Annotated in this window: 19 protein-coding genes; 14 read left to right on the forward strand and 5 right to left on the reverse strand. The window is 72.0% G+C overall.

All coding sequences use genetic code 11. The features are described from left to right. The first annotated feature begins 216 nt into the window (after positions 1-216). The 5 genes from ACZ7G1_RS11735 (at position 217) to ACZ7G1_RS11755 (ending at position 7,049) form a co-directional block, all read left to right on the forward strand. The gene (locus tag ACZ7G1_RS11735) at positions 217-2,457 is read left to right on the forward strand and encodes an MMPL family transporter (RefSeq protein ID WP_470872127.1); all 2,241 of its coding nucleotides are present in this window, start codon (positions 217-219) and stop codon (positions 2,455-2,457) included. Beyond that, on the forward strand, positions 2,435-3,001 hold the full coding sequence (locus ACZ7G1_RS11740; protein ID WP_470872125.1) for a GNAT family N-acetyltransferase: 567 nt from the start codon (positions 2,435-2,437) through the stop codon (positions 2,999-3,001). Before ACZ7G1_RS11735 ends, ACZ7G1_RS11740 begins: the two co-directional genes overlap by 23 nt. 35 nt (positions 3,002-3,036) lie before the next feature. Further along, positions 3,037-3,618 carry a hypothetical protein gene (locus ACZ7G1_RS11745; RefSeq protein ID WP_470872123.1) on the forward strand — a complete coding sequence of 194 codons (582 nt, stop codon included), beginning with the start codon at positions 3,037-3,039 and terminating at the stop codon, positions 3,616-3,618. Between the two features lie 160 nt (positions 3,619-3,778). Continuing rightward, on the forward strand, positions 3,779-3,976 hold the full coding sequence (locus ACZ7G1_RS11750; RefSeq protein WP_470872121.1) for a hypothetical protein: 198 nt from the start codon (positions 3,779-3,781) through the stop codon (positions 3,974-3,976). Positions 3,977-3,983: 7 nt separating this feature from the next. Beyond that, entirely contained in the window at positions 3,984-7,049 is a 3,066-nt protein-coding gene (locus ACZ7G1_RS11755) for a helix-turn-helix transcriptional regulator (protein ID WP_470872120.1), read from the forward strand. Positions 7,050-7,104: 55 nt separating this feature from the next. Here ACZ7G1_RS11755 and ACZ7G1_RS11760 read toward each other — a convergent pair whose 3' ends face one another. Both ACZ7G1_RS11760 and ACZ7G1_RS11765 read right to left on the reverse strand, forming a co-directional pair. Further along, positions 7,105-8,229, reverse strand: a complete 1,125-nt coding sequence (locus ACZ7G1_RS11760) for a PQQ-dependent sugar dehydrogenase (protein WP_470872118.1) — start codon at positions 8,227-8,229, stop codon at positions 7,105-7,107. A gap of 98 nt (positions 8,230-8,327) precedes the next feature. Further along, positions 8,328-9,350 (reverse strand): aldo/keto reductase, encoded by a 1,023-nt coding sequence (locus ACZ7G1_RS11765; protein ID WP_470872116.1) that lies wholly within the window; start codon positions 9,348-9,350, stop codon positions 8,328-8,330. A gap of 102 nt (positions 9,351-9,452) precedes the next feature. Between ACZ7G1_RS11765 and ACZ7G1_RS11770 the strand changes: the two genes are divergently transcribed. The 7 genes from ACZ7G1_RS11770 (at position 9,453) to ACZ7G1_RS11800 (ending at position 19,994) form a co-directional block, all read left to right on the forward strand. Then, positions 9,453-10,391: a 2-hydroxyacid dehydrogenase gene (locus ACZ7G1_RS11770; RefSeq protein WP_470872763.1), complete on the forward strand. Its 939-nt coding sequence runs from the start codon at positions 9,453-9,455 to the stop codon at positions 10,389-10,391. A 515-nt stretch (positions 10,392-10,906) separates the two neighbouring features. After that, complete coding sequence (locus ACZ7G1_RS11775; protein WP_470872115.1) at positions 10,907-13,744, forward strand: putative bifunctional diguanylate cyclase/phosphodiesterase; 2,838 nt, start codon at positions 10,907-10,909, stop codon at positions 13,742-13,744. Positions 13,745-13,972: 228 nt separating this feature from the next. Beyond that, entirely contained in the window at positions 13,973-15,823 is a 1,851-nt protein-coding gene (locus tag ACZ7G1_RS11780; protein WP_470872113.1) for an acetolactate synthase large subunit, read from the forward strand. A gap of 31 nt (positions 15,824-15,854) precedes the next feature. Beyond that, positions 15,855-16,382 carry an acetolactate synthase small subunit gene (gene ilvN, locus ACZ7G1_RS11785; RefSeq protein ID WP_015036373.1) on the forward strand — a complete coding sequence of 176 codons (528 nt, stop codon included), beginning with the start codon at positions 15,855-15,857 and terminating at the stop codon, positions 16,380-16,382. A 119-nt stretch (positions 16,383-16,501) separates the two neighbouring features. After that, positions 16,502-17,503, forward strand: coding sequence for a ketol-acid reductoisomerase (gene ilvC, locus ACZ7G1_RS11790; RefSeq protein ID WP_150265792.1), 1,002 nt, complete (start codon positions 16,502-16,504; stop codon positions 17,501-17,503). Between the two features lie 236 nt (positions 17,504-17,739). Further along, positions 17,740-19,329, forward strand: coding sequence for a phosphoglycerate dehydrogenase (gene serA, locus ACZ7G1_RS11795; RefSeq protein WP_470872111.1), 1,590 nt, complete (start codon positions 17,740-17,742; stop codon positions 19,327-19,329). 83 nt (positions 19,330-19,412) lie between these two features. After that, positions 19,413-19,994: a TetR/AcrR family transcriptional regulator gene (locus ACZ7G1_RS11800; protein ID WP_470872109.1), complete on the forward strand. Its 582-nt coding sequence runs from the start codon at positions 19,413-19,415 to the stop codon at positions 19,992-19,994. On the opposite strand, the gene ACZ7G1_RS11805 is transcribed toward ACZ7G1_RS11800, so the two are convergent. Continuing rightward, positions 19,966-20,958, reverse strand: a complete 993-nt coding sequence (locus tag ACZ7G1_RS11805; RefSeq protein WP_470872107.1) for an NAD(P)-dependent alcohol dehydrogenase — start codon at positions 20,956-20,958, stop codon at positions 19,966-19,968. The genes ACZ7G1_RS11800 and ACZ7G1_RS11805 overlap by 29 nt on opposite strands. A gap of 164 nt (positions 20,959-21,122) precedes the next feature. After that, positions 21,123-22,235, reverse strand: a complete 1,113-nt coding sequence (locus ACZ7G1_RS11810) for a PucR family transcriptional regulator (protein WP_470872105.1) — start codon at positions 22,233-22,235, stop codon at positions 21,123-21,125. Positions 22,236-22,419: 184 nt separating this feature from the next. Between ACZ7G1_RS11810 and ACZ7G1_RS11815 the strand changes: the two genes are divergently transcribed. Beyond that, the gene (locus ACZ7G1_RS11815; RefSeq protein ID WP_470872104.1) at positions 22,420-23,346 is read left to right on the forward strand and encodes a proline dehydrogenase family protein; all 927 of its coding nucleotides are present in this window, start codon (positions 22,420-22,422) and stop codon (positions 23,344-23,346) included. Positions 23,347-23,376: 30 nt separating this feature from the next. Then, the gene (gene pruA / locus ACZ7G1_RS11820) at positions 23,377-25,008 is read left to right on the forward strand and encodes an L-glutamate gamma-semialdehyde dehydrogenase (protein WP_470872103.1); all 1,632 of its coding nucleotides are present in this window, start codon (positions 23,377-23,379) and stop codon (positions 25,006-25,008) included. A 90-nt stretch (positions 25,009-25,098) separates the two neighbouring features. Here the strand turns inward: pruA and ACZ7G1_RS11825 are convergent, their stop codons facing one another. After that, the gene (locus ACZ7G1_RS11825; protein WP_470872102.1) at positions 25,099-26,001 is read right to left on the reverse strand and encodes an alpha/beta fold hydrolase; all 903 of its coding nucleotides are present in this window, start codon (positions 25,999-26,001) and stop codon (positions 25,099-25,101) included. Positions 26,002-26,074 lie beyond the last annotated feature (73 nt).

Consider the following 26,074-nt stretch of genomic DNA (forward strand, 5'->3'; position numbering starts at 1 on the left):
GGGCGCGGGGGCCAGGGGCTTCGGTCCCCGGCCTCCGCACCCGCCCGGGCGGGGGTCCCGGGACCTCGGTCCCCGACCCCCGCGCACGGCTGTGAGCATCGACACGAATGGGACAAACGATCACGTTTGGCTGTAAGAGTGGGCGCACGTAGGTCATGCGTTCTTCTCGGGCTGTTCCCCGTGCAAGATCCAAGAACCACCCAGGGAGCACGTCCTTTGGCAGCCATCGCCCGATGGTGCATCCGGCACCGTCTCGTCGTCGTCCTCCTGTGGCTCCTCGCGCTCGGCGGGGTCGGCACGGGAGCGATCCTCGCCGGCAGCGCGTACTCCAACGACTACGAGGTCCCCGGGACCGAGTCCGGCCGCGCCACCGCCCTCCTGGAGCGGGGCTTCCACGGCCTTGGCGGCGACAGCGACACCATCGTCTGGCACACCGACCGCGGCAGCGTCCGCGCCGACGCCGTCGAGCAGCGCATGACCGCGATGCTGGACAAGGCCGCGGCGCTCCCCGGCGTCGCCGCCGTCACCTCCCCGTACGGGAACACCACCGGCCAGATCAGCGAGGACGGCCACACCGCCTACGCCACCGTCACCTTCGACGAGCAGGCCGACGACATCCCCGAGGCCCAGGCCCGCGCCCTCGTCGACACGGCGAAAGCGGCCGAGGAGGACGGACTCCAGGTCGAGCTCGGCGGCAGCGCCGTCGCCCTCACCGAGGCGCCCGGCGGGCACGTCGCCGAGATCGTCGGCGTCGCCGTCGCGGCCGTCGTCCTCTTCCTCGCCTTCGGCTCGCTCGCCGCGTCCGCGCTCCCCATCGCGACCGCGCTCGTCAGCGTCGGCATCGCCTACTCCGGGATCGTGCTCCTCGGCCATCTGATGACCGTCGCCGACTTCGCCCCCATGCTGGGCATGCTCGTCGGCCTCGGCGTCGGCATCGACTACGCCCTCTTCATCGTGACCCGGCACCGCAGAGGCCTCAAACGGGGCCGCTCCGTCGCCGAGGCGGCCGAGACCGCCGTCGCCACCACCGGCCGCGCCGTCGTCTTCGCCGGGGCCACCGTCTGCATCGCGCTGCTCGGCATGCTGATCCTGCGGCTCGGCTTCCTCAACGGCGTCGCCATCGCCGCCTCCCTCACCGTCGTCCTCACGGTCGCCGCCTCCGTCACCCTGCTGCCCGCCCTGCTCTCCCTCATCGGGGCGCGGGCGCTGTCCCGGCGCGAACGGCGGACGCTCGCCGAGCACGGGCCGCAGCCCGAGCTGCCCACCGGCTTCGCGGCCCGCTGGTCCGCCTTCGTCGAGCGGCACCCCAAGCTCCTCGGGGCCGTCGCCGTCGTCGTCATGGGCGTCCTCGCGCTGCCCACCCTCTCGCTCCACCTGGGCACCTCCGACCAGGGCAACAACCCGGCCACCGCGACCACCCGGCAGGCGTACGACCTGCTGGCCGACGGCTTCGGGCCGGGCGTCAACGGACCCCTCACCCTCGTCGCCGGGCTCGACGGCGCCGACGACCGGGTCGCCCTCGACCGGCTGCCGGCCACGCTCTCCGCCACCCGCGGGGTCGCCTCCGTCTCCCCGGTCACCTACAACGGCTCCGGCGACACCGCCTTCCTCACCGTCGTCCCCGACTCCTCGCCCCAGTCCAAGGCCACCAGCGAGCTCGTCGACCGGCTCCGCCAGGACGTCCTGCCCGAGGCCGAGGCCGGCACCTCCCTCCAGGTGCACGTCGGCGGCGTCACCGCCTCCTACGACGACTTCGCCGAGATCATCATCGGCAAGCTGCCGCTCTTCGTCGGCGTCGTCATCGCCCTGGGCTGCGTCCTCCTGCTGCTCGCCTTCCGCTCCCTCGGCATCCCGCTCAAGGCCGCGGCCATGAACGTGGCGGCCGTCGCCGCCGCCTTCGGCATCGTCGTGGCGATCTTCCAATGGGGCTGGGGGAGCGAACTCCTCGGCCTCGGCAGCGCGGGACCCATCGAGCCCTTCCTGCCCGTGATCATGGTCTCGGTCCTCTTCGGCCTCTCCATGGACTACCAGGTCTTCCTGGTCAGCCGGATGTACGAGGAATGGCTGGAGACCGGCGACAACCGGCGAGCGGTCCGGGTCGGGCTCGCCGAGACCAGCCGGGTGATCAACTCCGCGGCCGTCATCATGATCTCCGTCTTCCTCGCCTTCGTCCTCTCCGGCGACCGGGTCATCGCCATGTTCGGGATCGCGCTCGCCGCGGCCGTCGCCCTCGACGCCTTCGTCCTGCGCACCCTCCTCGTCCCCGCGCTCATGCACCTGCTCGGCGGGGCGAACTGGTGGCTGCCGAAGTGGCTCGACCGGATCATGCCGAGGATCAGCATCGAGCCGCCCGAGTGCCGCGAGGCCGCCGACGCCCGTGCGAAGATCCCCGTACAGCGCGTGACGGCCCAGGCCGTGGAGGAGAGGAACGAGGATGTTCGCGATATCGCTGGGTGACGACGGCGCCGAGCTGCGGCCCCTGGAGCCCTGGCAGGCCGAGGAGCTCCTCGCCCACATGGACCGGGGCCGGGAGTTCATCGGACGGCACATCGCCCTCCCCGACTACGTCGCCGACCTCGACTCCGCCCGCGCCTACCTCCGCTCGTACGCCGACAAGGCCGCGAACGACACCGGGCGCCTCTACGGCATCTGGAGCGACGGCACCCTCGTCGGCGGCGTCCTCTTCCGGCTCTTCGACCTCGAGAACGGCACCGCCGAGGCCGGCTGCTGGCTGGAGCCCTCGGCCGCCGGGAAGGGCCTGATCACCCGGGCCTGCCGGGTCATCATCGACTGGGCGATCGAGGAGCGCGGGATCCACCGCGTCGAATGGCTCGCCTCCTCGGCGAACGAGCCGAGCATCGCCGTCGCCCGCCGCCTCGGCATGACGCGGGACGGCGTCCTGCGGGAGAACTACCTCTACCGCGGCACCCGCGCCGACACCGAGGTCTGGGCCGTCCTCGCCCCCGAATGGCGCGCGGCGAAGGCGGCGGCCGCTTCTTAAGGCCGCTCTCATGTGGGCCCCCTAGCGTGCGCCGCATGGACATCAAGACGACCGAGAAGACCGAAGAGAAGACCTCGCCCGCCGGCGACGAGGCGCCCGGGGCGGCGGAGCGCGACCTGGACGCCGCCGCCGGTCCGCAGGACGAGCGCGACGACCTCGCCGACGAGCTCGACGAGCTCGACGAGCTCGACGAGGACGGGCTCGACGACGAGGCGGACCTGTCGGCGCAGGCCCCCGAGACCACCGGCATCGGCGCCGGCGCCGGCGCGGTGGTCTCCGCCGCCCTCGGCGCCGTCGCGCTCACCGGCACGTGGACCGGCAAGGTCGCCTCCGAGCGCGAGACGCTCATCGGGCAGATCAACACCTCCCAGAGCGGCTCCCCGGCCCAGCAGATCTCCGAGATCTACGGCGACGCCTGGCACACCACCGCGGTGGTGAACGGCCTCTTCGCCCTGCTCGCGCTGATCGTCGCGGTCGTCGTCCTCACCCTGCCCCGGCGCCCCGGCTGGGTCCGCGCGGTCGCCGTCGCGGGCGCCGTCCTGGGCGGCCTCGGGCTGCTCCTGTCGGTCGGTACCTACTTCGACCTCTTCCTGAGCCTCCCGACCGCCGGCTCCTGAGCACGTCCTCAGACGCCCTAAGGCCCCCCTGGGCACCGTCTAAGGCCCCCCGTACGCCGAACATGCGGCACTCGCCCGATGCCGCCGCACCCGCTGGGAAACGAAAGTAGAGGCATCGCAAGGAGCGATACCGAAACCGGGAAGAACCAGGGAGCACACCATGTTCGAGTACGAACTCCAGCGCATGAACCACGCCGAGCTCCTCCGCCAGGCCGCCGCCGAGCGCCTCTCGCACCAGGCCGCCGAGGCCACCGGCGCCCACCGGGGTCTGCGCCTCTTCGGCCGCCGGCACGGGCACCACGGCACGGAGGGGCAGGTGAACGGCGGGGAACGCGGCCGCTTCGTCCGGGCCGCGTGACCCCCGTATGAGCGACAACGCGCATGGCTGTGCGATGCTCGGCGCCGTGGAGACCAGGTCAGTCAGCCCCGTCTTCGTCGGCCGCGCCGGCGAACTCACCGCCCTCACCGAGGCGCTCTCCCGCGCGACCGCGGGAGAGCCCCAGGCCCTGCTCATCGGCGGTGAGGCGGGCGTCGGAAAGACACGGCTCATCGAGGAGTTCCTCGACACCGCCTGCGACCGGGGTGCCGTCGTCGCCGTCGGCGGCTGCGTCGAACTCGGAGCCGACGGACTGCCCTTCGCACCCTTCGCCGCCGCCCTGCGCGCGCTCCGCCGCAAACTGCCCGAGGAACTGACCGCCGCCGCCGAAGGCCAGCAGGGCGAACTCGCCCGCCTGCTGCCCGAACTGGGCGACCCCGGCAGCCACGAGCCCTCCGACGAAGACTCCACCGGCCGCCTCTTCGAGCTGACCGTACGGCTCCTGGAACGGCTCGCCGCCGACCGTACGATCGTGCTCGTCCTCGAAGACCTGCACTGGGCCGACACCTCCACCCGCCACCTGCTCACCTACCTCCTGCGCACCCTGCGCCGCGGCCGGATCGTGGTCGTCGCCAGCTACCGCGCCGACGACATCCACCGCCGCCACCCGCTGCGCCCCCTCCTCGCCGAACTCGACCGGCTCCGCACCATCCGCCGCGTCGAACTCGCCCGCTTCACCCGCGCCGAGGTGCACCGCCAGCTCACCGGAATCCTCGCCGCCGAACCCGACCCCGGCCTCGTCGAAGAGGTCTTCGAACGCTCCGACGGCAACGCCTTCTTCGTCGAGGAACTCGTCGTCTCCCACGAGGCGGGCTGCGCCGTCGGCCACCTCAGCGACTCCCTGCGCGACCTCCTCCTCGTCCGGTTCGAGACCCTCCCCGAGGACGCCCAGCGGGTCGCCAGGATCGTCGCCGAAGGCGGCTCCACCGTCGAGTACGGCCTGCTCGCCGCCGTCGCCCGGCTCACCGAGGACGAACTCATCGAGGCCCTCCGGGCCTGCGTCGGCGCCAACATCCTGCTCGCCGTCCCGGACGGCGACGCCTACCGCTTCCGCCACTCCCTGGTCCGCGAGGCCGTCAGCGACGACCTGCTCCCCGGCGAACGCTCCCGCCTCAACCGGCGCTACGCCGAGGTCCTCGAAGCCGACCCCACGCTCGTCCGCGCCGAAGAGCTCGCCACCCGCCTCGCGACCTACTGGTACCACGCACACGACCCGGCCAAGGCCCTCCCCGCCGTCCTCGCCGCCTCGGTCGCCACCCGCAAGCGCCACGCCTACGCCGAACAGCTCGGCCTCCTCGAACGGGCCATGGAGCTGTGGGAGAAGGCCCCCGCCGAGACGCGCGACTCGCTGCGCCCCATCGACTACGCCGACGCCTACCCCGCCTGCGGCTGCGACCCCGAGACCACCTCGCTGCGCTACCTCGACCTGCTCGCCGAGGCCGCCGTCGCCGCCCGCCTCAGCGGAGAGCGGGAGCGGGCCGCGAAGATCTGCCGCACCGCGCTCCGGCTCCTCGACACCGACGAGCACGACCCGCTGCGCGCCGCCTGGTTCTGGACCGAGATGGCCAGGCTCCAGTCCAACCTCGGCCGCGGCGACGGCTGGCCGGAGATCGCCCGCGCCCAGGAACTGGTCAAGGGCCTCCCGCCGTCCGCCGTCCACGCCACCGTCCTGGTCGGCGCGGCCGGCTGGGGCATGCTCCGCAACCCCGGCCCCGAAGCCCTCGCCGCCGCCGAACGCGCCGTCGAGTACGCCCGGTTCGTCAAGGCCGAACCCATCGAGCTGAACGCCCGGATCACCCTCGGCACCATCATGGTCTCGGCCGGCGACACCGAGAACGGCCTCGCCGCGATGCACCAGGCCCGCGAACGGACCATGGCCCTCGGCCAGTTCCACGAGGCCGCCCGCGCCCACGTCAACCTCTCCTCCTCCATGGAGGCGCTCGGCCGCTCCCGCGAGGCCGTGGAGATCGCCACCACCGGCATCGAGATGGCCCGCTCCCGCGGCCTCGTCGACAGCGCGGGCTGGATCCGCGCCAACCTCGCCGAATCGCTCCTCTCGCTCGGCGAATGGGACCGCAGCAAGGAGGAGGCCGAACGGCTGCTCCGCTCCGGCGCGAGCACCACCAAGCCCGGCGGCACCGCCCACCTCCAGCTCGCCCACCTCGCCACCTTCCGCGGCGAGCCCGCCAAGGCCGTCGAGCACGTCGCCGAGGCCCGCAAGCGCTACGGCACCGCCGACCCGATCCCGCAGTACACCCTGCCCGTGACCCAGGCCGAGGTCGCCGCCGCCGCGGCCGAGGGACGCCTCGCGGACGTCCGGGCCCGGCTCGCCGCCACCGCGGAGACCGGCTTCCCGCCCGGCACCCACCGCTACGGCTGGCCGCTCCTCCGCACCGCCGTCACCGCCGAGGCCGACAGCCGCGGACTGCCCGCCGCCGACGAGGGCCGCGCGGCCGCGCTCGACGTGGTCCGCCGCTGCGTCCGCGGCCTGGCCACCCCGGCCCCCGTCTGGGAGGCCTACTCCCGGCACGTCTCCGAGGAGCTCGCCCGCGCCGAGGGACGGGACACCGCCGCCCGCTGGGCCGAGGTCGTCGCCGCCTTCGAGCCGCTCGAACGCCCGCACGACCTGGCCCGCGCCCGGCACCGCCTCGCCGACGCCCTGCTCGTCGAGGGCGGCCACCGCGAGGAGGCCGCGGCCCTGCTGCGCGAGGCCCACGCCACGGCCGTCCGCCTCGGCGCCCGCCCGCTCCGCGAGGACACCGAACTCCTCGCCGCCCGCGCCCGCCTCTCCCTCGCCCCCGAGAAGCAGGCCCCGGCCCCGGAGCAGCCGGAGGACGACACCTTCGGCCTCACCCCCCGCGAGCAGGACGTCCTGCGGCTGGTCGCGGCCGGCCGCACCAACCGTCAGATCGCCGAGGAGCTGTTCATCTCACCCAAGACGGCGAGCGTCCACGTCTCCAACATCCTCGCCAAGCTCGGCGTCTCCGGCCGTGGCGAGGCCGCCGCCCTCGCCCACCGCCTCCACCTCCTCGACCCGACCCTCGGAGACCGCTGACGCGCCCTGCCCCCGTCACCTCACGTCACGTCACGTCACCTCACGTCACCTCACGTCACTTCACCTCCAGTCGGAGGATCCGGTCGTCGCCGGCCTCGGGCGTGCCCCGGGTGTCGGTCTCGCTGGTCACCAGCCAGAGGCGGTCGCCGCCCGCCGCGACCACCGTGCGCAGCCGCCCGTACTCGCCGGTCAGGTAGGCCTCCGGATCCCCCGAGCGCTTCGGCCCGGACAGCGGCACGCGCCACAGCCGCTCGCCTCTGAGCGCGGCCATCCAGATCGCGCCCCGCGCGTAGGCGATGCCGCTCGGGGAGGCCTCCGAGGTCGGCCACTGGGCCACCGGGTCGGTGAACCCGGTGCGTCCGGCCTGCCCCTCGGCCTCCGGCCAGCCGTAGTTGCGGCCGGGCTCGATCAGGTTCAGCTCGTCCCAGGTGTTCTGCCCGAACTCGGCCGCCCACAGGCGCCCTTCGGCGTCCCAGGCGATTCCCTGCACATTGCGGTGGCCGTAGGTGTAGACCACCGAACCGGGGAAGGGATTGCCCGGCGCCGGTCTGCCCTCCGGGGTCATGCGCAGGATCTTCCCGCCGAGCGAGGACCGGTCCTGGGCGAGGCCCGTCCGTCCCGTCTCACCCGTCCCCGCGTACAGCATGCCGTCCGGGCCGAACGCGATCCGCCCGCCGTTGTGCACGACGCCCTTCGGAATGCCGGTGAGCACCGGCTGCGGCGCGCCGAGCCGGTCGCCGTCCCCGCCGCCGTACCGCATGCGCACCACACGGTTGTCATCGGCGGCCGTCAGATACGCGTACACCCAGCCGTCCCGGACCGCGAGACCGAGGAGCCCGCCCTCGCCGCCCGGGACGACCCCCGGGACCTCGCCGAGCACGGTCTTCGCGCCGGTCCGTCCGTCCACCCGGGTGATCGTCCGCTCGTCCCGCGAGGAGACGAGCAGGTCGCCGCCGGGCAGCTCGGCGAGGCCCCAGGGCGACTTGAGGCCCTCGGTGAGCGTCCCGGCCACCGTCACCCGCCCGTCGCGGGCGGACGAGGGGGGCGCGGGGGCCGACGCGGTGGGCGGCGTCGGCGGAGCCGAACCCGGCCGTTCCCCGGTACTTCCGGAGGAGCAGCCGGCGACCAGGACCAGCACGGCGGCGCCCCACAGGGCTTTCACGACAGCAGGACGGCTCATGGTCCGGTCCCCCTTCGACGAGTCGAGCGGCATCCCTTCACTCTTGATACACCGCTCGACCCGATCAGGTTCCCGGCCTCCGCCGGACACCGTGAAGTTCAGTCCCAGGAGCCCCGCGGCGCCGGAAGCGCGGCGATCTCCGCCAGGTCGCCGGACGTCAGCCGCAGCCCGCCCGCCCGCGCGTTCTCCACCACCCACCGCTCGCGCTTCGCTCCCGGCACCGGCACGACGTGCGCGCCGCGGCCGAGCACCCACGCCAGCGCCACCTGCGCCGGGGTGACGTCCGCCCCGTGGCGTGCGGCGACCCGCCGCAGCCCGGCCACGAGCGGCTGGTTCGCGGCCATCATCTCGGCCGTGAAGCGGGGGTGGCGGGCGCGCGGATCGTCCGGTTCGAAGCCGCCGCCTGGGGTCAGCGTCCCGGTGAGGAAACCGTTCCCCAGCGGCATCGCCGCGAGGAAGCCGACACCCCGTGCCGTGCACCACGGCAGCAGTCGGGCCAGCGCCTCCTGCGACCACACCGACAGCTCGGCCTCGACCGCCGCCACCGGGAACACCTGCTGGATCCGCTCCAGTTGGCGGATCGTTCCCTCGTACCCGTCACGGCCCGCACCCGCCGCGCCCCGGCGGGCCGACCTGGCGCCGACGGCGCACAGACCGAGCGCCCGCACCTTGCCGGCCGACACGAGGTCGGCCATGGCGCCCCAGGTCTCCTCGACCGGCACCTCGGGGTCGGCGCGGTGCAGCTGGTAGAGGTCGATCACATCGGTCTGGAGCCGGCGCAGCGAGGCGTCGCAGGCCCGACGCACGTATCCCGGCCTGCCGTTGGCGACCACGTGCCGCCGCCCGCCGCCGTCGCCGACGAGCAGTCCGACCTTCGTCGAGACGAAGACCTCCGCCCGACGCTCCTTCAACACCCGCCCCACCAGCAGCTCGTTGGTGAACGGCCCGTACATGTCGGCGGTGTCGAGCAGGCTCACCCCGGCGTCGAGTGCCGTGTGCACGGTCCGCAGCGAGCGGTCTCCCCGCTGTTGCGAACGGCTGTACGCCCAGCTCATCGGCATGCACCCCAGGCCGATCGCACCCACGTCGAGCGCCGTCGCCCCGATAGTCCTGCGCTCCACCTGCCGGTACCCCTCCCTGTGCCGTCCCCCAAAGTAACCAATGGCGCGCGGGATTCTTCGCATAGCCTCCCGGTCATGAGATTCGAAGAGACGGCCGCCGACGTGTGGCTTCCGGTTCCCGCGGACGAGATCGAGGGACTCCCCGCTCCGGGCGCGTCGGGCCTGAACTACCGCTTCTGGGACGGCGGGCCCGAGTTCCCGGCCGATCCGGCGCGCTGCGCCTTCTACGTGGTGCCGTACATGAAGGGGTCGGAGATCGCCGTACGGCCACTGGCCGCGATGACCTCGGTCCGGGTGGTGCAGACCCTGTCCGCGGGTATCGATCACGTCACACCCGGCCTCGGGCTGCTGCCGCCGGGCGTCGCGCTGTGCAACGCGAAGGGCGTCCACGAGGCCAGCACGGCCGAGCTCACGCTGGCGCTGATCCTCGCCTCGCTGCGCGGCATCCCCGGGTTCGTGCGGGGCCAGGACGCCGAGGAGTGGCGGGCCGGCTTCTACCCGGCCCTCGCCGACAAGTCCGTCCTGATCGTGGGGTACGGGTCGATCGGCGCCGCCATCGAGGACCGGCTCGCGCCCTTCGAGTGCGCGCGGGTGGCGCGCGTCGCACGCTCCGCGCGCACCACGGAGCGCGGCCAGGTCCACGCCCTCGCGGACCTGCCGGCGCTGCTGCCCGAGGCGGACGTGGTCGTCCTCTCCACTCCGCTCACGCCCGACACGCACCACCTCGCCGACGCCGGCTTCCTGGCGCGGATGAAGGACGGGGCGCTCCTGGTGAACGTGGCCCGGGGGCCGGTCGTCGACACGGCCGCGCTGCTCAAGGAGGTCGAGAGCGGCCGCGTCACGGCGGCACTGGATGTCACCGACCCGGAACCGCTGCCCGCCGGGCACCCCTTGTGGCACGCTCCCGGTGTGCTGATCAGTCCCCATGTGGGAGGTTCCACTTCGGCCTTCATGCCGCGTGCGAAGCGACTGATCGCCGGGCAGCTGCGGCGGTTCGCCGCAGGTGAGGAGCCGGTCAACGTCATCCTCACCACCGACTGAGCGGCACCGGCCCCGAGGGGGCCGGACGGGTGAAGCGCGCCCCCGACACGCGCCGCGCGCAAGCCCCCTGGTCGTCACTGAGAGTACTGCGACCCTGTCCCTGAGTGACGGTCCTGGTGTATCGTCCGGGGGCGGGGGACTGCGTCGAGTAAGGGCTGACGCTGGGGAGCGAAGTGACGGGTCATCAGATTCCGAGGGGGGCGACGGGTGAAGCACGGCCGAAAGACCGACGATCCGACGCGGCGACGCCGCCGTCGGCAAGCCTTCCACGCCTCGCCACCGGCCTCGCACGATCGGTACCGGACCAGGCCGCGCCGCACCGCGCGCCCCACGCCGACGGACCGCCCGGCACCGGACCGCACACGGGAGCCGGGCGCGGCGGCGAGAGCCACGGCGCCCCGCTCCCGGACGCGGGTCCCGGCGACTGCGACGGGCACGCCCCCGGGAGCTTCGACGAGCCGTCGGCGCGCCCGCACGAAGCGGCAGGATGCGGTGGTGCGCCGCCGGAGGACCCGGTGAGCGCCCCCGGGGCGGTCATCACCCGCCGTCCCGTCGGCGGTGGCGGCGGCTCCGGGCACCCCGACCCCGGGCGCCCCGGCGTCGGCTCCGTCCTCGCCCAGATCGCCCTGGGCCTGATCTGCGCGGGCTACACGACGGGCGCCTCGCTCGGCTGGGGCTCGCCGCGGCTCGCGCTGTTCATGGGCGACTTCGGGCTCAGTGCCGCCGCGCTCACCGCCGCGGTCTCCTGCTTCCTCTACGGGCGCGCCCACCACGGCACCGCGCGCCCCGCCTGGCTGCTCTTCGCCTTCTCCTCGTTCATGGCCGCCTCGGGCAACGCGGTGTGGGGCTGGTACGAGGTGGTGCTCCGCGCCGAGGTGCCGGACTCCTCCGTCGCCGACCTCTTCTTCTTACTCTTCGCTCCGCCCGCCATCGTCGGCCTCCTCGTCCTCGCCAAGAAGCCCGTCACCCGGGCCGGCTGGGTGTGCCTGGGGCTCGACGCCTGGCTCATCGGGGGCTCGCTGCTCACGCTCTCCTGGAGCCTGGCCCTCGCCCGCACGGCCCACTTCGAGGGCGAGCCCGTCGCCCAGGCCGCGCTGTCGCTCGCGTACCCGCTGCTCGACATCGTGCTCGTCAGCATGGTCCTGGTGCTGCACTTCCGGCGCTCGCAGGCGAACAGATCGGCGACCAACACCGCCATCGCCGCGCTGGCCCTGACGGTGCTGTGCGACGCCCTGTTCACCTCGCCGCTGCTCCGCGAGAACTACGCCTCGGGCCAGCTGCTCGACGCCGGCTGGTTCGCGGGCTCGCTGCTCCTGGCCTACGCGCCCTGGGGCGTGCGCCGGCTGCCCGACAGCGCCGTGCCCGCGCGGGGCCCGCTGCTGCACAGCCGTCCCGTCGCGGGCTCGCTCGCCGCCCTCACGCCGTACCTCGCCGCGGCGGTCTGCACCCTCGGCATCCTGTACAACGTCGTGGAGGGGCGCCGGGTCGACAAGGTCGTCGTCCTGACCGGCTGCACCGTGGTCCTGGCCCTCGTCGTGCGCCAGGGCATCATGCTCCTCGACAACATCGCGCTCACCCACGAACTGGCCCAGAAGGAGAACCACTTCAGGTCACTCGTGCAGGGCTCCAGCGACGTCATCATGATCGCCGCGCCGACCGGGATACTGCGCTACGTCAGCCCGGCCGCGACCGGGGTGTACGGGCGCGAGGCCGACGACCTCATCGGCTCCGAACTGGCCTCCCTCATCCACCCCGAGGACCTCGGCGCCGTCGTCCACGAGGTCCGGCGCTTCCTCGCCGTCTCGCCCGCCGAGGAGCCCACCACCCGGATCGAGTGCCGCTTCCGCTCCGGCCGCGGCGAGTGGCTCAACGTGGAGTCGACCGTCAACCGGCACCAGGGCGGCCTGATCTTCAACAGCCGGGACGTGACCGAACGCGTACGGCTCCAGGCCCAGTTGCAGCACAACGCGGAGCACGACCCGCTCACCGACCTGCCCAACCGCGCGCTGTTCACCCGGCGGGTCCGGCAGGCGCTCGGCGGCCGCCGCTCCTCCGACCCCGGCACGGCCGTGCTCTTCATCGACCTCGACGGCTTCAAGGCGGTCAACGACCGCCTCGGCCACCAGGCCGGCGACGACCTCCTTGTCCAGGCCGCCCGCCGCCTCCACGACTCGGTACGGGCCGGGGACACGGCCGCCCGGCTCGGCGGCGACGAGTTCGCCGCCCTCATCCTCGGCGACGGCGGACGCGACCAGGCCGCCCGCCGCAACCAGGTCCAGGAGATCGCCGACCGGCTCCGGCTCACGCTCTCCCAGCCGTACCGCGTCGACGGCGGCAACGAAGTGCGGGTCGCCGCCTCCATCGGCGTCGCCTTCGCCGAGCCCGGCATCGAGGCAGGCGACCTCCTGCGCAACGCCGACCTGGCGATGTACCGCGCCAAGGCCGCCGGCAAGGACCGCGTCGAGCTCTACGCGCCCCAGATGCAGGCCGAGGTCGTCCGCCGCACCGAGCTGGCCGCCCGACTGCGCTCCGCACTCCACGACGGCGAGTTCGCCCTGCTCCACCAGCCGGTCGTCGACCTCGCCACCGGGCGGATCACCGCCGTCAGCGCCCAGGCGCGCTGGCGCTCCACCCAGGGCATCCTCTTCACCCCGGCCGAGTACCTCCGGGTCACCGACGACGGGGAGCGCACCGCCGAGCTCGGCCGCTGGCTCCTAGAGGAGGCCGTCGAGCAGGCCGCCGAGCGGGCCGGGATCGGCCACCTGACCCCGGTCTGCATCCGGCTCTCCGCCCGCCGCCTCCTGGACCGCTCGGTGCCGCTCGGCTCGGTCGAGTCCCTGCTGACCCGGCACGGGCTGCCGTCCGGCTCGCTGATCATCGAGCTCGCCGACAGCGACGCGAGGACCCCGCTCGAAGAGCTCGAACAGCGTCTGGTGACCCTGCGCAGGCTCGGGGTGCGGATCGCGCTCGACGGATTCGGCAGCGGACACGTGGCGATCAACGCCCTGCGGCGGCTTCCGGTCGACATACTGAAGCTGGACCGGGGACTCGTCGAGGGCGTCGTCGAGTCCGCGCGGCTCCGCAAGATCACGCGGGGCGTGCTCGGCATCGCCGGCGAGCTCGGGATGCAGACCATCGCCGACGGCGTCGACGTGCCGGAGCAGGTCGTCGCCCTGCGTGCGATGGGTTGCGGCCACGCCCAGGGCATGGCCTTCTCGGGCCCGCTGGACGAGTACCGGCTGCGCAGGGCCCTCGTGCGGGACGAGTACCCGCTGCCCGGCGGGGTCCCCGTACCGGCCGGAAATCGTCCCCCGATCCGCTCAAATACTGAGACGCCCGTCCCACCCACTTGACAGTGGTGAGGGCCGAGAGGGAGGGTCAGTGCCATGCGCACCCGAATTCTCGTACTTGGAAAGCGCGTCGGCTGAGGCAGGGCCCCCGTAGGCCCCGCTGAGAACGCACCCGACGCGCTCCCCTCGCTTGCCTCACGGCACGAGGGGTTTTTTGTTGCACCGGCCCACTCCAAAGCCGATGCAAACCCGCGCAAAACACCCCGCAAAAACCCTCTGCTTCGAGAAGAGATGCTGATGAGCGACCAGGCCACCGGGCACCATCCGCAGCCGCGCCCCCGCGGCGGCGCGCAGCCCGCCACCACCGTCGAGCACGTCACGGGTGCGCAGTCCCTCATTCGCTCTCTCGAGGAAGTGGGCGCCGACACCGTCTTCGGCATCCCCGGCGGCTGCATCCTCCCGGCCTATGACCCGATGATGGACTCGGAGAAGGTGCGCCACATCCTGGTCCGCCACGAGCAGGGCGCGGGCCACGCCGCCACCGGCTACGCCCAGGCGACCGGCAAGGTCGGCGTCTGCATGGCGACCTCGGGTCCGGGGGCGACCAACCTCGTCACCCCGATCGCCGACGCGTACATGGACTCCGTCCCGCTCGTCGCGATCACCGGTCAGGTCGCTTCCAAGGCCATCGGCACGGACGCCTTCCAGGAGGCGGACATCTGCGGCATCACGATGCCGATCACCAAGCACAACTTCCTGGTCACCAAGGCCGACGACATCCCGCGGACGATCGCCGAGGCCTTCCACATCGCCGCCTCCGGCCGCCCCGGCCCGGTTCTGGTCGACATCGCCAAGGACGCGCTCCAGGCGAAGACCACCTTCAGCTGGCCGCCGCAGACCGACCTGCCCGGCTACCGCCCGGTGACCAAGCCGCACGCCAAGCAGATCCGCGAGGCCGCGAAGCTGATCTCCGCCGCGAAGCGCCCGATCCTGTACGTCGGCGGCGGTGTCATCAAGGCCGGCGCGACCGCCGAGCTGAAGATCCTGGCCGAGCTGACCGGCGCCCCGGTCACCACCACCCTGATGGCCCTCGGCGCCTTCCCCGACAGCCACCCGCTGCACGTCGGCATGCCCGGCATGCACGGCTCGGTCACGGCCGTCACCGCGCTGCAGAAGGCCGACCTGATCGTCGCCCTCGGTGCCCGCTTCGACGACCGCGTCACCGGCAAGCTCGACAGCTTCGCCCCGTACGCCAAGATCGTCCACGCGGACATCGACCCGGCCGAGATCGGCAAGAACCGCGCCGCCGACGTCCCGATCGTCGGTGACGCCCGCGAGGTCATCGCCGACCTGATCCAGGCCGTTCAGGCCGAGCACAACGAGGGCAACAAGGGCGACTACGCCGCCTGGTGGAGCGACCTGAGCCGCTGGCGCGAGACCTACCCGCTCGGCTACGACCTGCCGGAGGACGGCAGCCTCTCGCCGCAGCAGGTCATCCAGCGCATCGGTCAGCTCGCCCCCGAGGGCACGATCTTCACCGCGGGCGTCGGCCAGCACCAGATGTGGGCCGCCCACTTCATCGACTACGAGCAGCCGGCGACCTGGCTGAACTCGGGCGGCCTCGGCACGATGGGGTACGCGGTCCCCGCCGCGATGGGTGCCAAGGCCGGCCTGCCGGACCGCCCGGTCTGGGCCATCGACGGCGACGGCTGCTTCCAGATGACCAATCAGGAGCTCACCACCTGCGCCCTGAACAACATCCCGATCAAGGTCGCCATCATCAACAACGGCGCCCTCGGCATGGTCCGCCAGTGGCAGACCCTCTTCTACAACCAGCGCTACTCGAACACCGTCCTGCACTCCGGCCCGGACGACGTCCAGGCGAACAAGGGCACCCGTGTCCCCGACTTCGTCAAGCTCTCCGAGGCCATGGGCTGTGTCGCCCTGCGCTGTGAGGACCCGGCCGACCTGGACAAGGTCATCGCCGAGGCCAACGCCATCAACGACCGCCCGGTCGTGATCGACTTCATCGTCCACGAGGACGCCCAGGTCTGGCCGATGGTCGCCGCCGGCACCTCCAACGACGAGGTCATGGCCGCGCGGGGCGTCCGCCCCGACTTCGGCGACGGCGAAGACGACTGAGCGAGCAGAGCGAAAAGGAAGAGACCCAGACATGTCCACCAAGCACACGCTCTCCGTTCTCGTCGAGAACACGCCCGGCATCCTCGCCAGGATCGCCGCGCTGTTCTCCCGCCGAGGCTTCAACATCGACTCGCTCGCCGTCGGTGTCACCGAACACCCCGACATCTCCCGCATCACCATCGTGGTCAATGTCGAGGACCTGCCCCTCGAGCAGGTGACCAAGCAGCTCAACAAGCTGGTCAACGTCCTGAAGATCGTCGAACTCGAGCCCAGCGCTGCGATCCAGCGCGAGCTCGTCCTGGTGAAGGTCCGCGCCGACAACGAGACCCGCTCCCAGATCGTCGAGATCGTCCAGCTGTTCCGCGCCAAGACCGTGGACGTCTCGCCCGAGGCGGTCACCATCGAAGCCACCGGTTCGAGTGACAAGCTCGAAGCGATGCTCAAGATGCTGGAGCAGTTCGGCATCAAGGAGCTCGTGCAGTCCGGCACGATCGCCATAGGGCGTGGTTCCCGGTCCATCACGGACCGGTCCCTGCGGGCCCTCGACCGCAGCGCCTGAGAGTCATCGGAGGCCGACCGCCGGTCCACCCGGCGGTCCGACTGACGAGACCCGAAAACTTTCCTCGCGCTCCCCGCCGTACGGTGGGACGCAACACCAGCACCTCAAGGAGATTTCCAGTGGCCGAGCTGTTCTACGACGACGATGCCGACCTGTCCATCATCCAGGGCCGCAAGGTCGCGGTGATCGGCTACGGCAGCCAGGGCCACGCCCACGCGCTGTCGCTCCGTGACTCCGGTGTCGACGTCCGCGTCGGTCTCCAGGAGGGTTCGAAGTCCAAGGCCAAGGCCGAGGAGCAGGGCCTGCGCGTCGTGTCCGTCGCCGAGGCCGCGGCCGAGGCCGACCTCATCATGATCCTGACCCCGGACCCGATCCAGGCCAAGGTCTACGAGGAGTCCATCAAGGACAACCTGAAGGAGGGCGACGCGCTCTTCTTCGGCCACGGCCTCAACGTCCGCTACGGCTTCATCGAGGTCCCCGCGGGCATCGACGTCGCCCTGGTCGCCCCGAAGGGCCCGGGCCACCTGGTCCGCCGTCAGTACGAGGAGGGCCGCGGCGTTCCGTGCATCGCCGCCGTCGAGCAGGACGCGACCGGCAACGCCTTCGCGCTGGCGCTCTCGTACGCCAAGGGCATCGGCGGCACCCGCGCCGGCGTCATCAAGACCACCTTCAAGGAGGAGACGGAGACCGACCTGTTCGGTGAGCAGGCCGTCCTCTGTGGTGGCACCGCGGCGCTGGTCAAGGCGGGCTTCGAGACCCTGACCGAGGCCGGCTACCAGCCGGAGATCGCGTACTTCGAGTGCCTCCACGAGCTGAAGCTCATCGTCGACCTCATGTACGAGGGCGGCCTGGAGAAGATGCGCTGGTCGGTCTCCGAGACCGCCGAGTGGGGCGACTACGTCACCGGCCCGCGGATCATCACCGACGCCACCAAGGCGGAGATGAAGAAGGTCCTCGCGGAGATCCAGGACGGCACCTTCGCCAAGGAGTGGATGGCCGAGTACCACGGCGGCCTGAAGAAGTACAACGAGTACAAGACCCAGGACGAGAACCACCTCCTGGAGACCACCGGCAAGGAGCTGCGGAAGCTCATGAGCTGGGTGAACGACGAGGAGGCGTAAGCCTTCGGCGGGGGGGCGGACAGTGTGTCCGGCCCCTCGCCACATCGTTGGACACCCCGTCCAACCACGGACGGGTGATCCTTCCAACGAGGCGCATGAAGTGCGCCGACGCACCACTACACTTCTCAACAACATACGCGTCAGGCCCACAGCGTCGTGCGCTTTCACGCGGCAAGCCCCCTCCACCGCCTGCGGCCGTCGGGACGGCCGTCCGCACTGGACCTGTGAGGACTCACGTGAGCTCGAAACCTGTCGTACTCATCGCTGAAGAGCTGTCGCCCGCCACCGTCGACGCGCTGGGCCCGGACTTCGAGATCCGGCACTGCAACGGCGCGGACCGCGCCGAGCTGATCCCCGCCATCGCGGACGTGGACGCGATCCTGGTCCGGTCCGCGACCAAGGTCGACGCCGAGGCCCTCGCCGCCGCGAACAAGCTCCGTGTCGTCGCCCGTGCCGGTGTCGGACTGGACAACGTCGACGTCTCCGCCGCCACCAAGGCCGGCGTCATGGTCGTGAACGCCCCGACCTCCAACATCGTCACCGCCGCCGAGCTCGCGTGCGGTCTGCTGGTCGCCACCGCGCGCAACATCCCGCAGGCCAACACCGCGCTGAAGAACGGCGAGTGGAAGCGCAACAAGTACACGGGCGTCGAGCTGAGCGAGAAGACGCTCGGTGTCGTCGGCCTCGGCCGCATCGGCGTCCTGGTCGCCCAGCGCATGTCGGCCTTCGGCATGAAGATCGTCGCGTACGACCCCTACGTGCAGCCCGCCCGCGCCGCCCAGATGGGGGTGAAGCTGCTGGCCCTGGACGAGCTCCTGGAGGTCGCCGACTTCATCACCGTCCACCTGCCGAAGACCCCGGAGACCATCGGTCTCATCGGCGACGAGGCGCTGCACAAGGTCAAGCCCTCGGTCCGCATCGTCAACGCCGCGCGCGGCGGGATCGTCGACGAGGCCGCGCTGTACACCGCCCTCAAGGAGGGCCGGGTCGCCGGTGCCGGTCTCGACGTGTACGCGAAGGAGCCCTGCACGGACTCCCCGCTCTTCGAGCTCGACCAGGTCGTCTGCACCCCGCACCTCGGCGCCTCCACGGACGAGGCCCAGGAGAAGGCCGGCATCGCCGTCGCCAAGTCGGTGCGCCTGGCGCTCGCGGGCGAGCTGGTCCCGGACGCGGTCAACGTCCAGGGCGGTGTTATCGCCGAGGACGTGAAGCCCGGTCTGCCGCTGGCCGAGAAGCTCGGCCGGATCTTCACCGCGCTCGCCGGCGAGGTCGCGGCCCGTCTCGACGTCGAGGTCTACGGCGAGATCACCCAGCACGACGTGAAGGTGCTCGAACTCTCCGCGCTCAAGGGCGTGTTCGAGGACGTCGTCGACGAGACCGTCTCGTACGTCAACGCCCCGCTGTTCGCGCAGGAGCGCGGTGTCGAGGTGCGCCTGACGACCAGCTCCGAGTCGCCCGACCACCGCAACGTCGTCACCGTGCGCGGCACGCTGGCGAACGGCGAGGAGGTCGCGGTCTCCGGCACGCTGGCCGGCCCCAAGCACCTCCAGAAGATCGTCGCCGTCGGCGAGTACGACGTGGACCTGGCGCTCGCCGACCACATGATCGTGCTGCGCTACGAGGACCGCCCGGGTGTCGTCGGCACGGTCGGCCGGATCCTCGGCGAGGCCGGTCTGAACATCGCCGGGATGCAGGTGGCGCGCGCGGAGGAGGGCGGCGAGGCCCTCGTCGTGCTCACCGTGGACGACACGGTCCCGGCGCCGGTGATCGCGGAGATCGCGCAGGAGATCGGCGCCGCCTCGGCCCGTTCGGTCAACCTGATCTGACGCACGGCCCCTGATCGGTACCCGTACCCGGTCGATAGACAGACGTCTTACACGATTGTCTATCGGCCGGGTACAGTGCTGTCATGGGACACAAGGAAGACCTGCTCGACGGTGCCAAGCGCTGCCTCCTGGAGAAGGGGTACGGGCGGACCACGGCGCGCGACATCGTCGCCGCGTCCGGCACCAACCTCGCCTCCATCGGCTACCACTACGGCTCCAAGGACGCCCTGCTCCAGCAGGCCTTCCTCGCCCTCACCGAGGAGTGGGGGCAGCGGGTCGGCCCCGCCGGCTCCGGCGAGGAGAAGCGGGAGCTGCCGGCCGACCCGTACGCCCGCTTCCACGCCGTCTGGGAGCAGGTCATCGGCGCGGCCGAGGCGAGCCGGCAGGTCTGGAAGCTCCAGACCGAGATCGTCACCCGCCTCGACGACGACGAGAAGCTGCGGGACGCCATCAAGGAGCCGCAGCGCGAGGGCCGGCTCGGCATGGCCGAGGGCTTCCTCGGCCTCGACCCCGAGGCCGACCCCGAGAAGGCCCGGGTCGCGGGACTCCTCTGTCAGGCGCTCGCCACCGGCGTGATGATCCAGTGGATGGTCGACCCGGAGACCGCGCCGACCGCCGACGACCTCACCGCCGGGCTCAAGGTCCTGATGGGGGAGGACAGCTGAGGACCACCTTCGCGCGGGCGTGCTCCTCCTCGACGTACCGGAGGGCCCGCGCCGCCTCGGCCAGCGGATAGGTCCGCTCGATCACCGGGGTGACGCGACCGTCCTCGGCGAACTCGCGCAGCGCCGCCAGGTTCTCCCGGGAGGGCACGGCCGTGAGGACGCGGATCCGCCCGCCGGAGAACAGGGAGCGCAGCTGCCCCTGGAGGATCAGTCCCATCGGCCCGAAGACGCTGCCGCCCTCGAAGACGCCGCCGCCGGAGAGGACGACCACGCCGGTGGGGGAGAGGACCCGGCGGAGCTCGCCGAGGGAGCGGTTGCCCACCAGGTCCAGGACCAGGTCGTAGCGGTCCTGGCCGGTGGTGAAGTCCTCCCGGGAGTAGTCGATCACCCGGTCGGCGCCCAGGCCCAGGACCAGCTGGGCGTTCCGGGCGCTGCACACCCCCGTCACCTCGGCGCCGAACGCCTTCGCGAGCTGCGTGGCGAAGGTCCCGACCCCGCCCGAAGCGCCGTTGACGAGGACCTTCAGGCCCGGCCGGATCTTCCCCAGATCCCGCAGTCCCATCAGGGCGGTGTTGCCCGCGAGCGGTAGCGCCGCCGCCTGCTCGAAGGTCAGCCCGGCGGGCTTGCGCTCGGTCGCCGCCTCCCGGGCGCAGACGTACTCGGCGAAGGTCCCGGGGGCCTCCCCGAAGACCTCGTCGCCGGGGCGCAGACCGGCCACCCCGGGGCCCACGGCCTCGACGCGGCCCGCGAAGTCCCTGCCCCGGATCCGCTCCTTCGGTCTTCGCAGGCCGAGGGCGAGCCGGGCCACGTACGGATCGCCCCGCATCAGGTGCCAGTCCGCCGCGTTCACGGCGGCCGCGTGGACGCGGACGAGCACCTCGCCCGCGCGCGGCACGGGCCTCTCGACCTCCGCGAACTCCAGCACGTCCGCCGATCCGTAACGGTCCTGCACCCACGCCTTCATGACGCCCCCTCACCTGCTCCGGTCACCCACTGACGACGGTAGGGCGCCCGGTCGCCCGGGGGTATCGGGGACCGGCCCGGACATCTCCCTGAGAACCCCTCGGCCGGAAGGACTACCTCCCGGCCGAAGTGCCGGCGTGCCGGCCGTCCTCCGGGCGGATCCGCCTACAGCTTGGCCGACTTCAGGGACATGTGGAGGAGGAGGCGGTCCTCGCCGTCGTCGAGGTCGAGGCCGGTGAGCTGCTCGACCCGGGAGAGGCGGTAGTAGAGGGTCTGGCGGTGGATGCCGAGGGCCGCGGCCGTGCGGCCCGCCTGGCCGGCGTTGTCGAGGAACACCTCGGCGGTGCGGGCCAGTTCGGCGTGGACGGGGGCCAGCAGCGGCGCCACGGCCGGGTCGATCTCGGGGTGGTAGAGCGCCGCGAGCAGCCGGTACGGGCCGATCCGGGCCCACTCCGCGACCGGGCCAAGCGAGGGCTGCGCGGTGGCGGCACGGGCCGAGGTGCTGGCCTCGCGCCAGGCCGCCGGGAGGTCCGTGAGGCCCCGGCGGGGGGTCGCGATACCGGCCGGGGTGCCGCCGCGGAGCCGCTCGGCGGCGGTGTGGGCGGGGGAGAGGTCCTCGGCCGTGCGCAGCCGTACGAGAACGGCGAGGGACTCGCTCTCCGGGAGGGTGGCGACCGCCGCCGCCCCGGGGACGGCGCGGATCGAGGGGGCCTCGCCCTGCCAGGGGGTCACGCAGACGACCGTGTGGAGGCCGTCCGCGCTGGGGCCGAGGGCAGCCCGGAGGGCCGCGACGGCCATGTCGCTCTGCCAGCCGCGCCCGGCGGTCAGCACCGCGACGAACTCGCGGGAGAGGTCGGCGCCCGCCCGCTCCTCGTCGGCGAGGAGGTCGCCGATGCGGGCGGCGACGTCCATCGCGGCGGCCAGCCGCTCGGGCGAGGGGCCGGGCTCGGCGTCGAGCAGCCAGACGTACCCGAGGACGACCCCCCGATGGCGTACCGGAAGACAGATGCGGTCCCGGAAGACCCCCGCGTCCGGGGCGGCGGGGATGCGGACCGGGCCGGTGGCGCGGGTGATGCCGAAGCCCTCGAACCAGGCGCGGACCGCCGGCGTCGACTTCCGGGTCAGGATCGAGCGGGTGCGGACGGGGTCCATCGCGGTGTCGTCGTCGCTGTCGTGCGCCCCGAAGGCGATCAGTCCGAAGTCGCGGTTCTCCAGCGTCGCCGGGGCGCCGAGGAGCGCGGAGATCTCGTCGACCAGTTCTTGGTAATCGCCCTTCACGGCACCATTCTCGCACCCCTTCAGACATGTGTATGAGGCGCCGCGCACGGATGCGTGACAGCTGTCGATGGCAGAGGATCGGAGCGATCCATAGGTTTCACGGTGGTTCTCCGTGCTGTTCCCGGTTCGTTGCTTTGATCCTGGTACGGCCCCGTTTCTACTTCTGCCTTTCTGGAGGTGCCCCGTGCTGGGTCCCGTGATCCTCGCCGCGTCGCGCAGCGACAAGATGCGCCGTCTCGTGTCGGCCGCCCCCGGGACCAAGCAGGTCGTCGCCCGCTTCATCGCCGGCGAGACGGTCGACGACGTCGTCCCGATCGTCTCCGAGCTGAGCGACCGCGGCCTGGAGGTCACCCTCGACGTCGTCGGCGAGGACATCACCACCGTCGAGCAGTCGTACGCCGCCCGGGACGCCTACCTGGAGCTCATCGGCCGCCTCAAGGAGCTGGGCCTCGGCGAGCGCGCCGAGATGTCCGTGAAGCTGTCGATGTTCGGCCAGTCGCTCGAGAACGGCCACGAGCTGGCCCTCGCGAACGTGCGCCCGGTCGTCGAGGCCGCCGCCGAGATCGGCACCACCGTCACCCTGGACGCCGAGGACCACACCACCCTCGACTCGATGTTCGCCATCCACGAGGAGCTGCGGAAGGACTTCCCGCAGACCGGCTGCGTCATCCAGGCCTACCTCTTCCGCACCGAGGACGACGCCCGCCGCCTCGCCGCGAACGGCTCCCGCGTCCGGATCGTGAAGGGTGCCTACAAGGAGCCCGCCTCCGTCGCCATCCAGGACAAGCCCGAGATCGACAAGGCGTACGTCCGGATCATGAAGATCCTCATGGACGGCGAGGGCTACCCGATGATCGGCTCGCACGACCCGCGCCTGATCTCCATCGGCCAGGAGCTGGCCCGCCGCGCCGGGCGCAAGCTGGACGAGTACGAGTTCCAGATGCTGTACGGCATCCGCAGCGAGGAGCAGAACCGCCTCGCCGCCGAGGGCCACCGCATGCGCGTCTACACCGCCTACGGCACCGACTGGTACGGCTACTTCATGCGCCGCCTCGCGGAGAAGCCGGCCAACCTGCTGTTCTTCGTCCGCTCCATCCTCACCAAGGGCTGAGCCCACCTCTCACAAGGAGTTACGAGACTCATGGACGCTGTCACCCAGGTCCCCGCTCCGGTCAACGAGCCGGTGCACAGCTACGCCCCCGGTTCTGCCGAGCGCCTCCGTCTTGAGGTCAAGCTCAAGGAGCTGGCCGAGAACCCGCGCGAGCTGCCGATGACCATCGGCGGCGTGAAGCGCCTCGGCGGCGGCGAGGAGTTCAAGGTCGTCCAGCCGCACAACCACGCGGCCGTCATCGGCACCTTCCGCGGCGCCACCGAGCAGGACGCCCAGGACGCGATCGACGCGGCCCTGGCCGCGGCCCCGGCCTGGCGCGCGATGTCCTTCGACGACCGTGCCGCGATCATCCTGCGCGCCGCCGAGCTGCTGGCCGGCCCGTGGCGCGAGACGCTGGCCGCGTCCACCATGCTCGGCCAGTCGAAGACCGCCCAGCAGGCCGAGATCGACACCCCGTGCGAGCTCGTCGACTTCTGGCGCTTCAACGTGGCGTACGCCCGCCAGATCCTCGCCGAGCAGCCGCCGGCGAACTCCCCGGGTGTGTGGAACCGTCTGGACCACCGCCCGCTCGAGGGCTTCGTCTACGCGATCACGCCGTTCAACTTCACGGCCATCGCCGGCAACCTGCCCACCGCCCCCGCCCTCATGGGCAACGTGGTGGTCTGGAAGCCGTCCCCGACGCAGACCCACTCCGCCGTGCTCCTCATGGAGCTCCTGGAGGAGGCCGGCCTGCCGAAGGGCGTCATCAACCTGGTGACCGGTGACGGCATCGCCGTCTCCGAGGTGGCCCTGAACCACCGCGACCTGGCCGGCATCCACTTCACCGGCTCGACCCGGACCTTCCAGCACCTGTGGAAGACGGTCGGCACCAACATCGAGAAGTACCGCTCCTACCCGCGGATCGTCGGCGAGACCGGCGGCAAGGACTTCGTCGTCGCGCACCCCAGCGCCGACCGCGCGATCCTGAAGACCGCGCTGACCCGCGGCTCCTTCGAGTTCCAGGGCCAGAAGTGTTCCGCGTCCTCGCGCGCGTACATCCCGGCGTCCATCTGGAACGACGGCTTCAAGGAGGAGTTCGCGGCCGAGGTCGACGGCATCACCATGGGTGACGTCACCGACCTGTCGAACTTCATCGGCGCCGTCATCGACGACCGCTCGTTCGCCAAGAACAAGGCGGCGATCGACCGTGCCGCGGCCGACCCGAGCTGCACGATCATCGCCGGTGGCACCTACGACGACTCGGTGGGCTACTTCGTCCGCCCGACCGTCATCGCGTGCACCGACCCGGAGAACGAGGTCTTCAAGGCCGAGTACTTCGGCCCGATCCTGGCCGTCCTGGTCTACGAGGACGACAAGTACGACGAGATGCTGACCCAGATGGAGTCGGTCTCGGACTACGCCCTCACCGGCTCGGTCATCTCCGGCGACCGCGCCGCCGCCGCGTACACGATGGAGAAGCTCCGCTTCGCCGCGGGCAACTTCTACATCAACGACAAGTCGACCGGTGCCGTCGTCGGCCAGCAGCCCTTCGGCGGCGGCCGTGCCTCGGGCACCAACGACAAGGCCGGCGCCCCGCAGAACCTGATGCGCTGGACGCTGACCCGCGCCATCAAGGAGACGCTGGTCCCGCCGACCGAGTACGGCTACCCCCACATGGGCTGACGCCCCCCGCCTCCCAGAGGCTCCCTGCCTCCTGGAGGCCCCTGACACCGCCCCCTTCCTCGGTCCCCCAACTGAGGACGGGGGCGGTTCTCATTCCCCCGCCCCGGCGTGCCCCTTCGCGACGCGCCGGGCCAGGAAGTCGCCGATGAGCTCGGCGACGGCCGGGGCGTGGGTTTCCAGGGCGAAGTGGCCGGTGGGGAGGAGGTGGATCTCGGCGTCGGGGAGGTCGCGGCGGAAGGCTTCGGCGCCGGCGGGGACGAAGATCTGGTCGCCTTCGCCCCAGACGGCGAGGAGGGGGACGCGGGAGGAGCGGAAGTACTCCTGGAAGGCGGGGTAGAGGGCGAAGTTGGTGCCGTAGTCGGCGATGAGGCCGAGCTGGATGTCGTCCTGGCCGGGGCGGGCCATGAGGGCGGCGTCGTGGTGCCAGGCGTCGGGGCTGAGGCGGTCGCGGTAGCCGGCGGGGACGCCGGTCTCGTACTGCCACTTGATGCCGTCGAGGGAGCGGATGGCGCGGACCGGCTCCTCGGTCTCGGGGGTGCGGTTCTCGATGAGGGCGAGGACGGGGGCCCAGGCCTCGGCGCCGAGGCCCTCCTCGTAGGCGTTGCCGTTCTGGGTGACGATCGCCGTGATCCGCTCGGGGTGGGCGAGGGCGAGGCGGAGGCCGATCGGGGCGCCGTAGTCCTGGATGTAGAGCGCGAACCGGTCGAGGGCGAGGGCCTCGGTGAACTCGGCGGTGAGGGCGGCGAGTTCGGCGAAGGTGTAGTCGAACTCGGTGGCCGAGGGGGCGGCGCTGCGGCCGAAGCCCAGGTGGTCGGGGGCGATCAGCCGGTACCGGTCGGCGAGGGCCGGGATCAGGTCGCGGAACATGTGCGAGCTGGTCGGGAAGCCGTGCAGCAGCAGGAGCACGGGGGCGTCGACCGGGCCGGCCTCGCGGTAGGCGATCTCGTGGCCCCGGACGGTGACGGTGCGGTGGTGGGTCGGCAGCACGGACATCGTTCTAACCCCTTATCGGCGTGTCACTGGTTACGAGTCGATTCAAGCGGATCGACTCGTAACCTGTCAACGT

It is taken from the genome of Streptomyces sp. NPDC037273 (assembly GCF_055603625.1).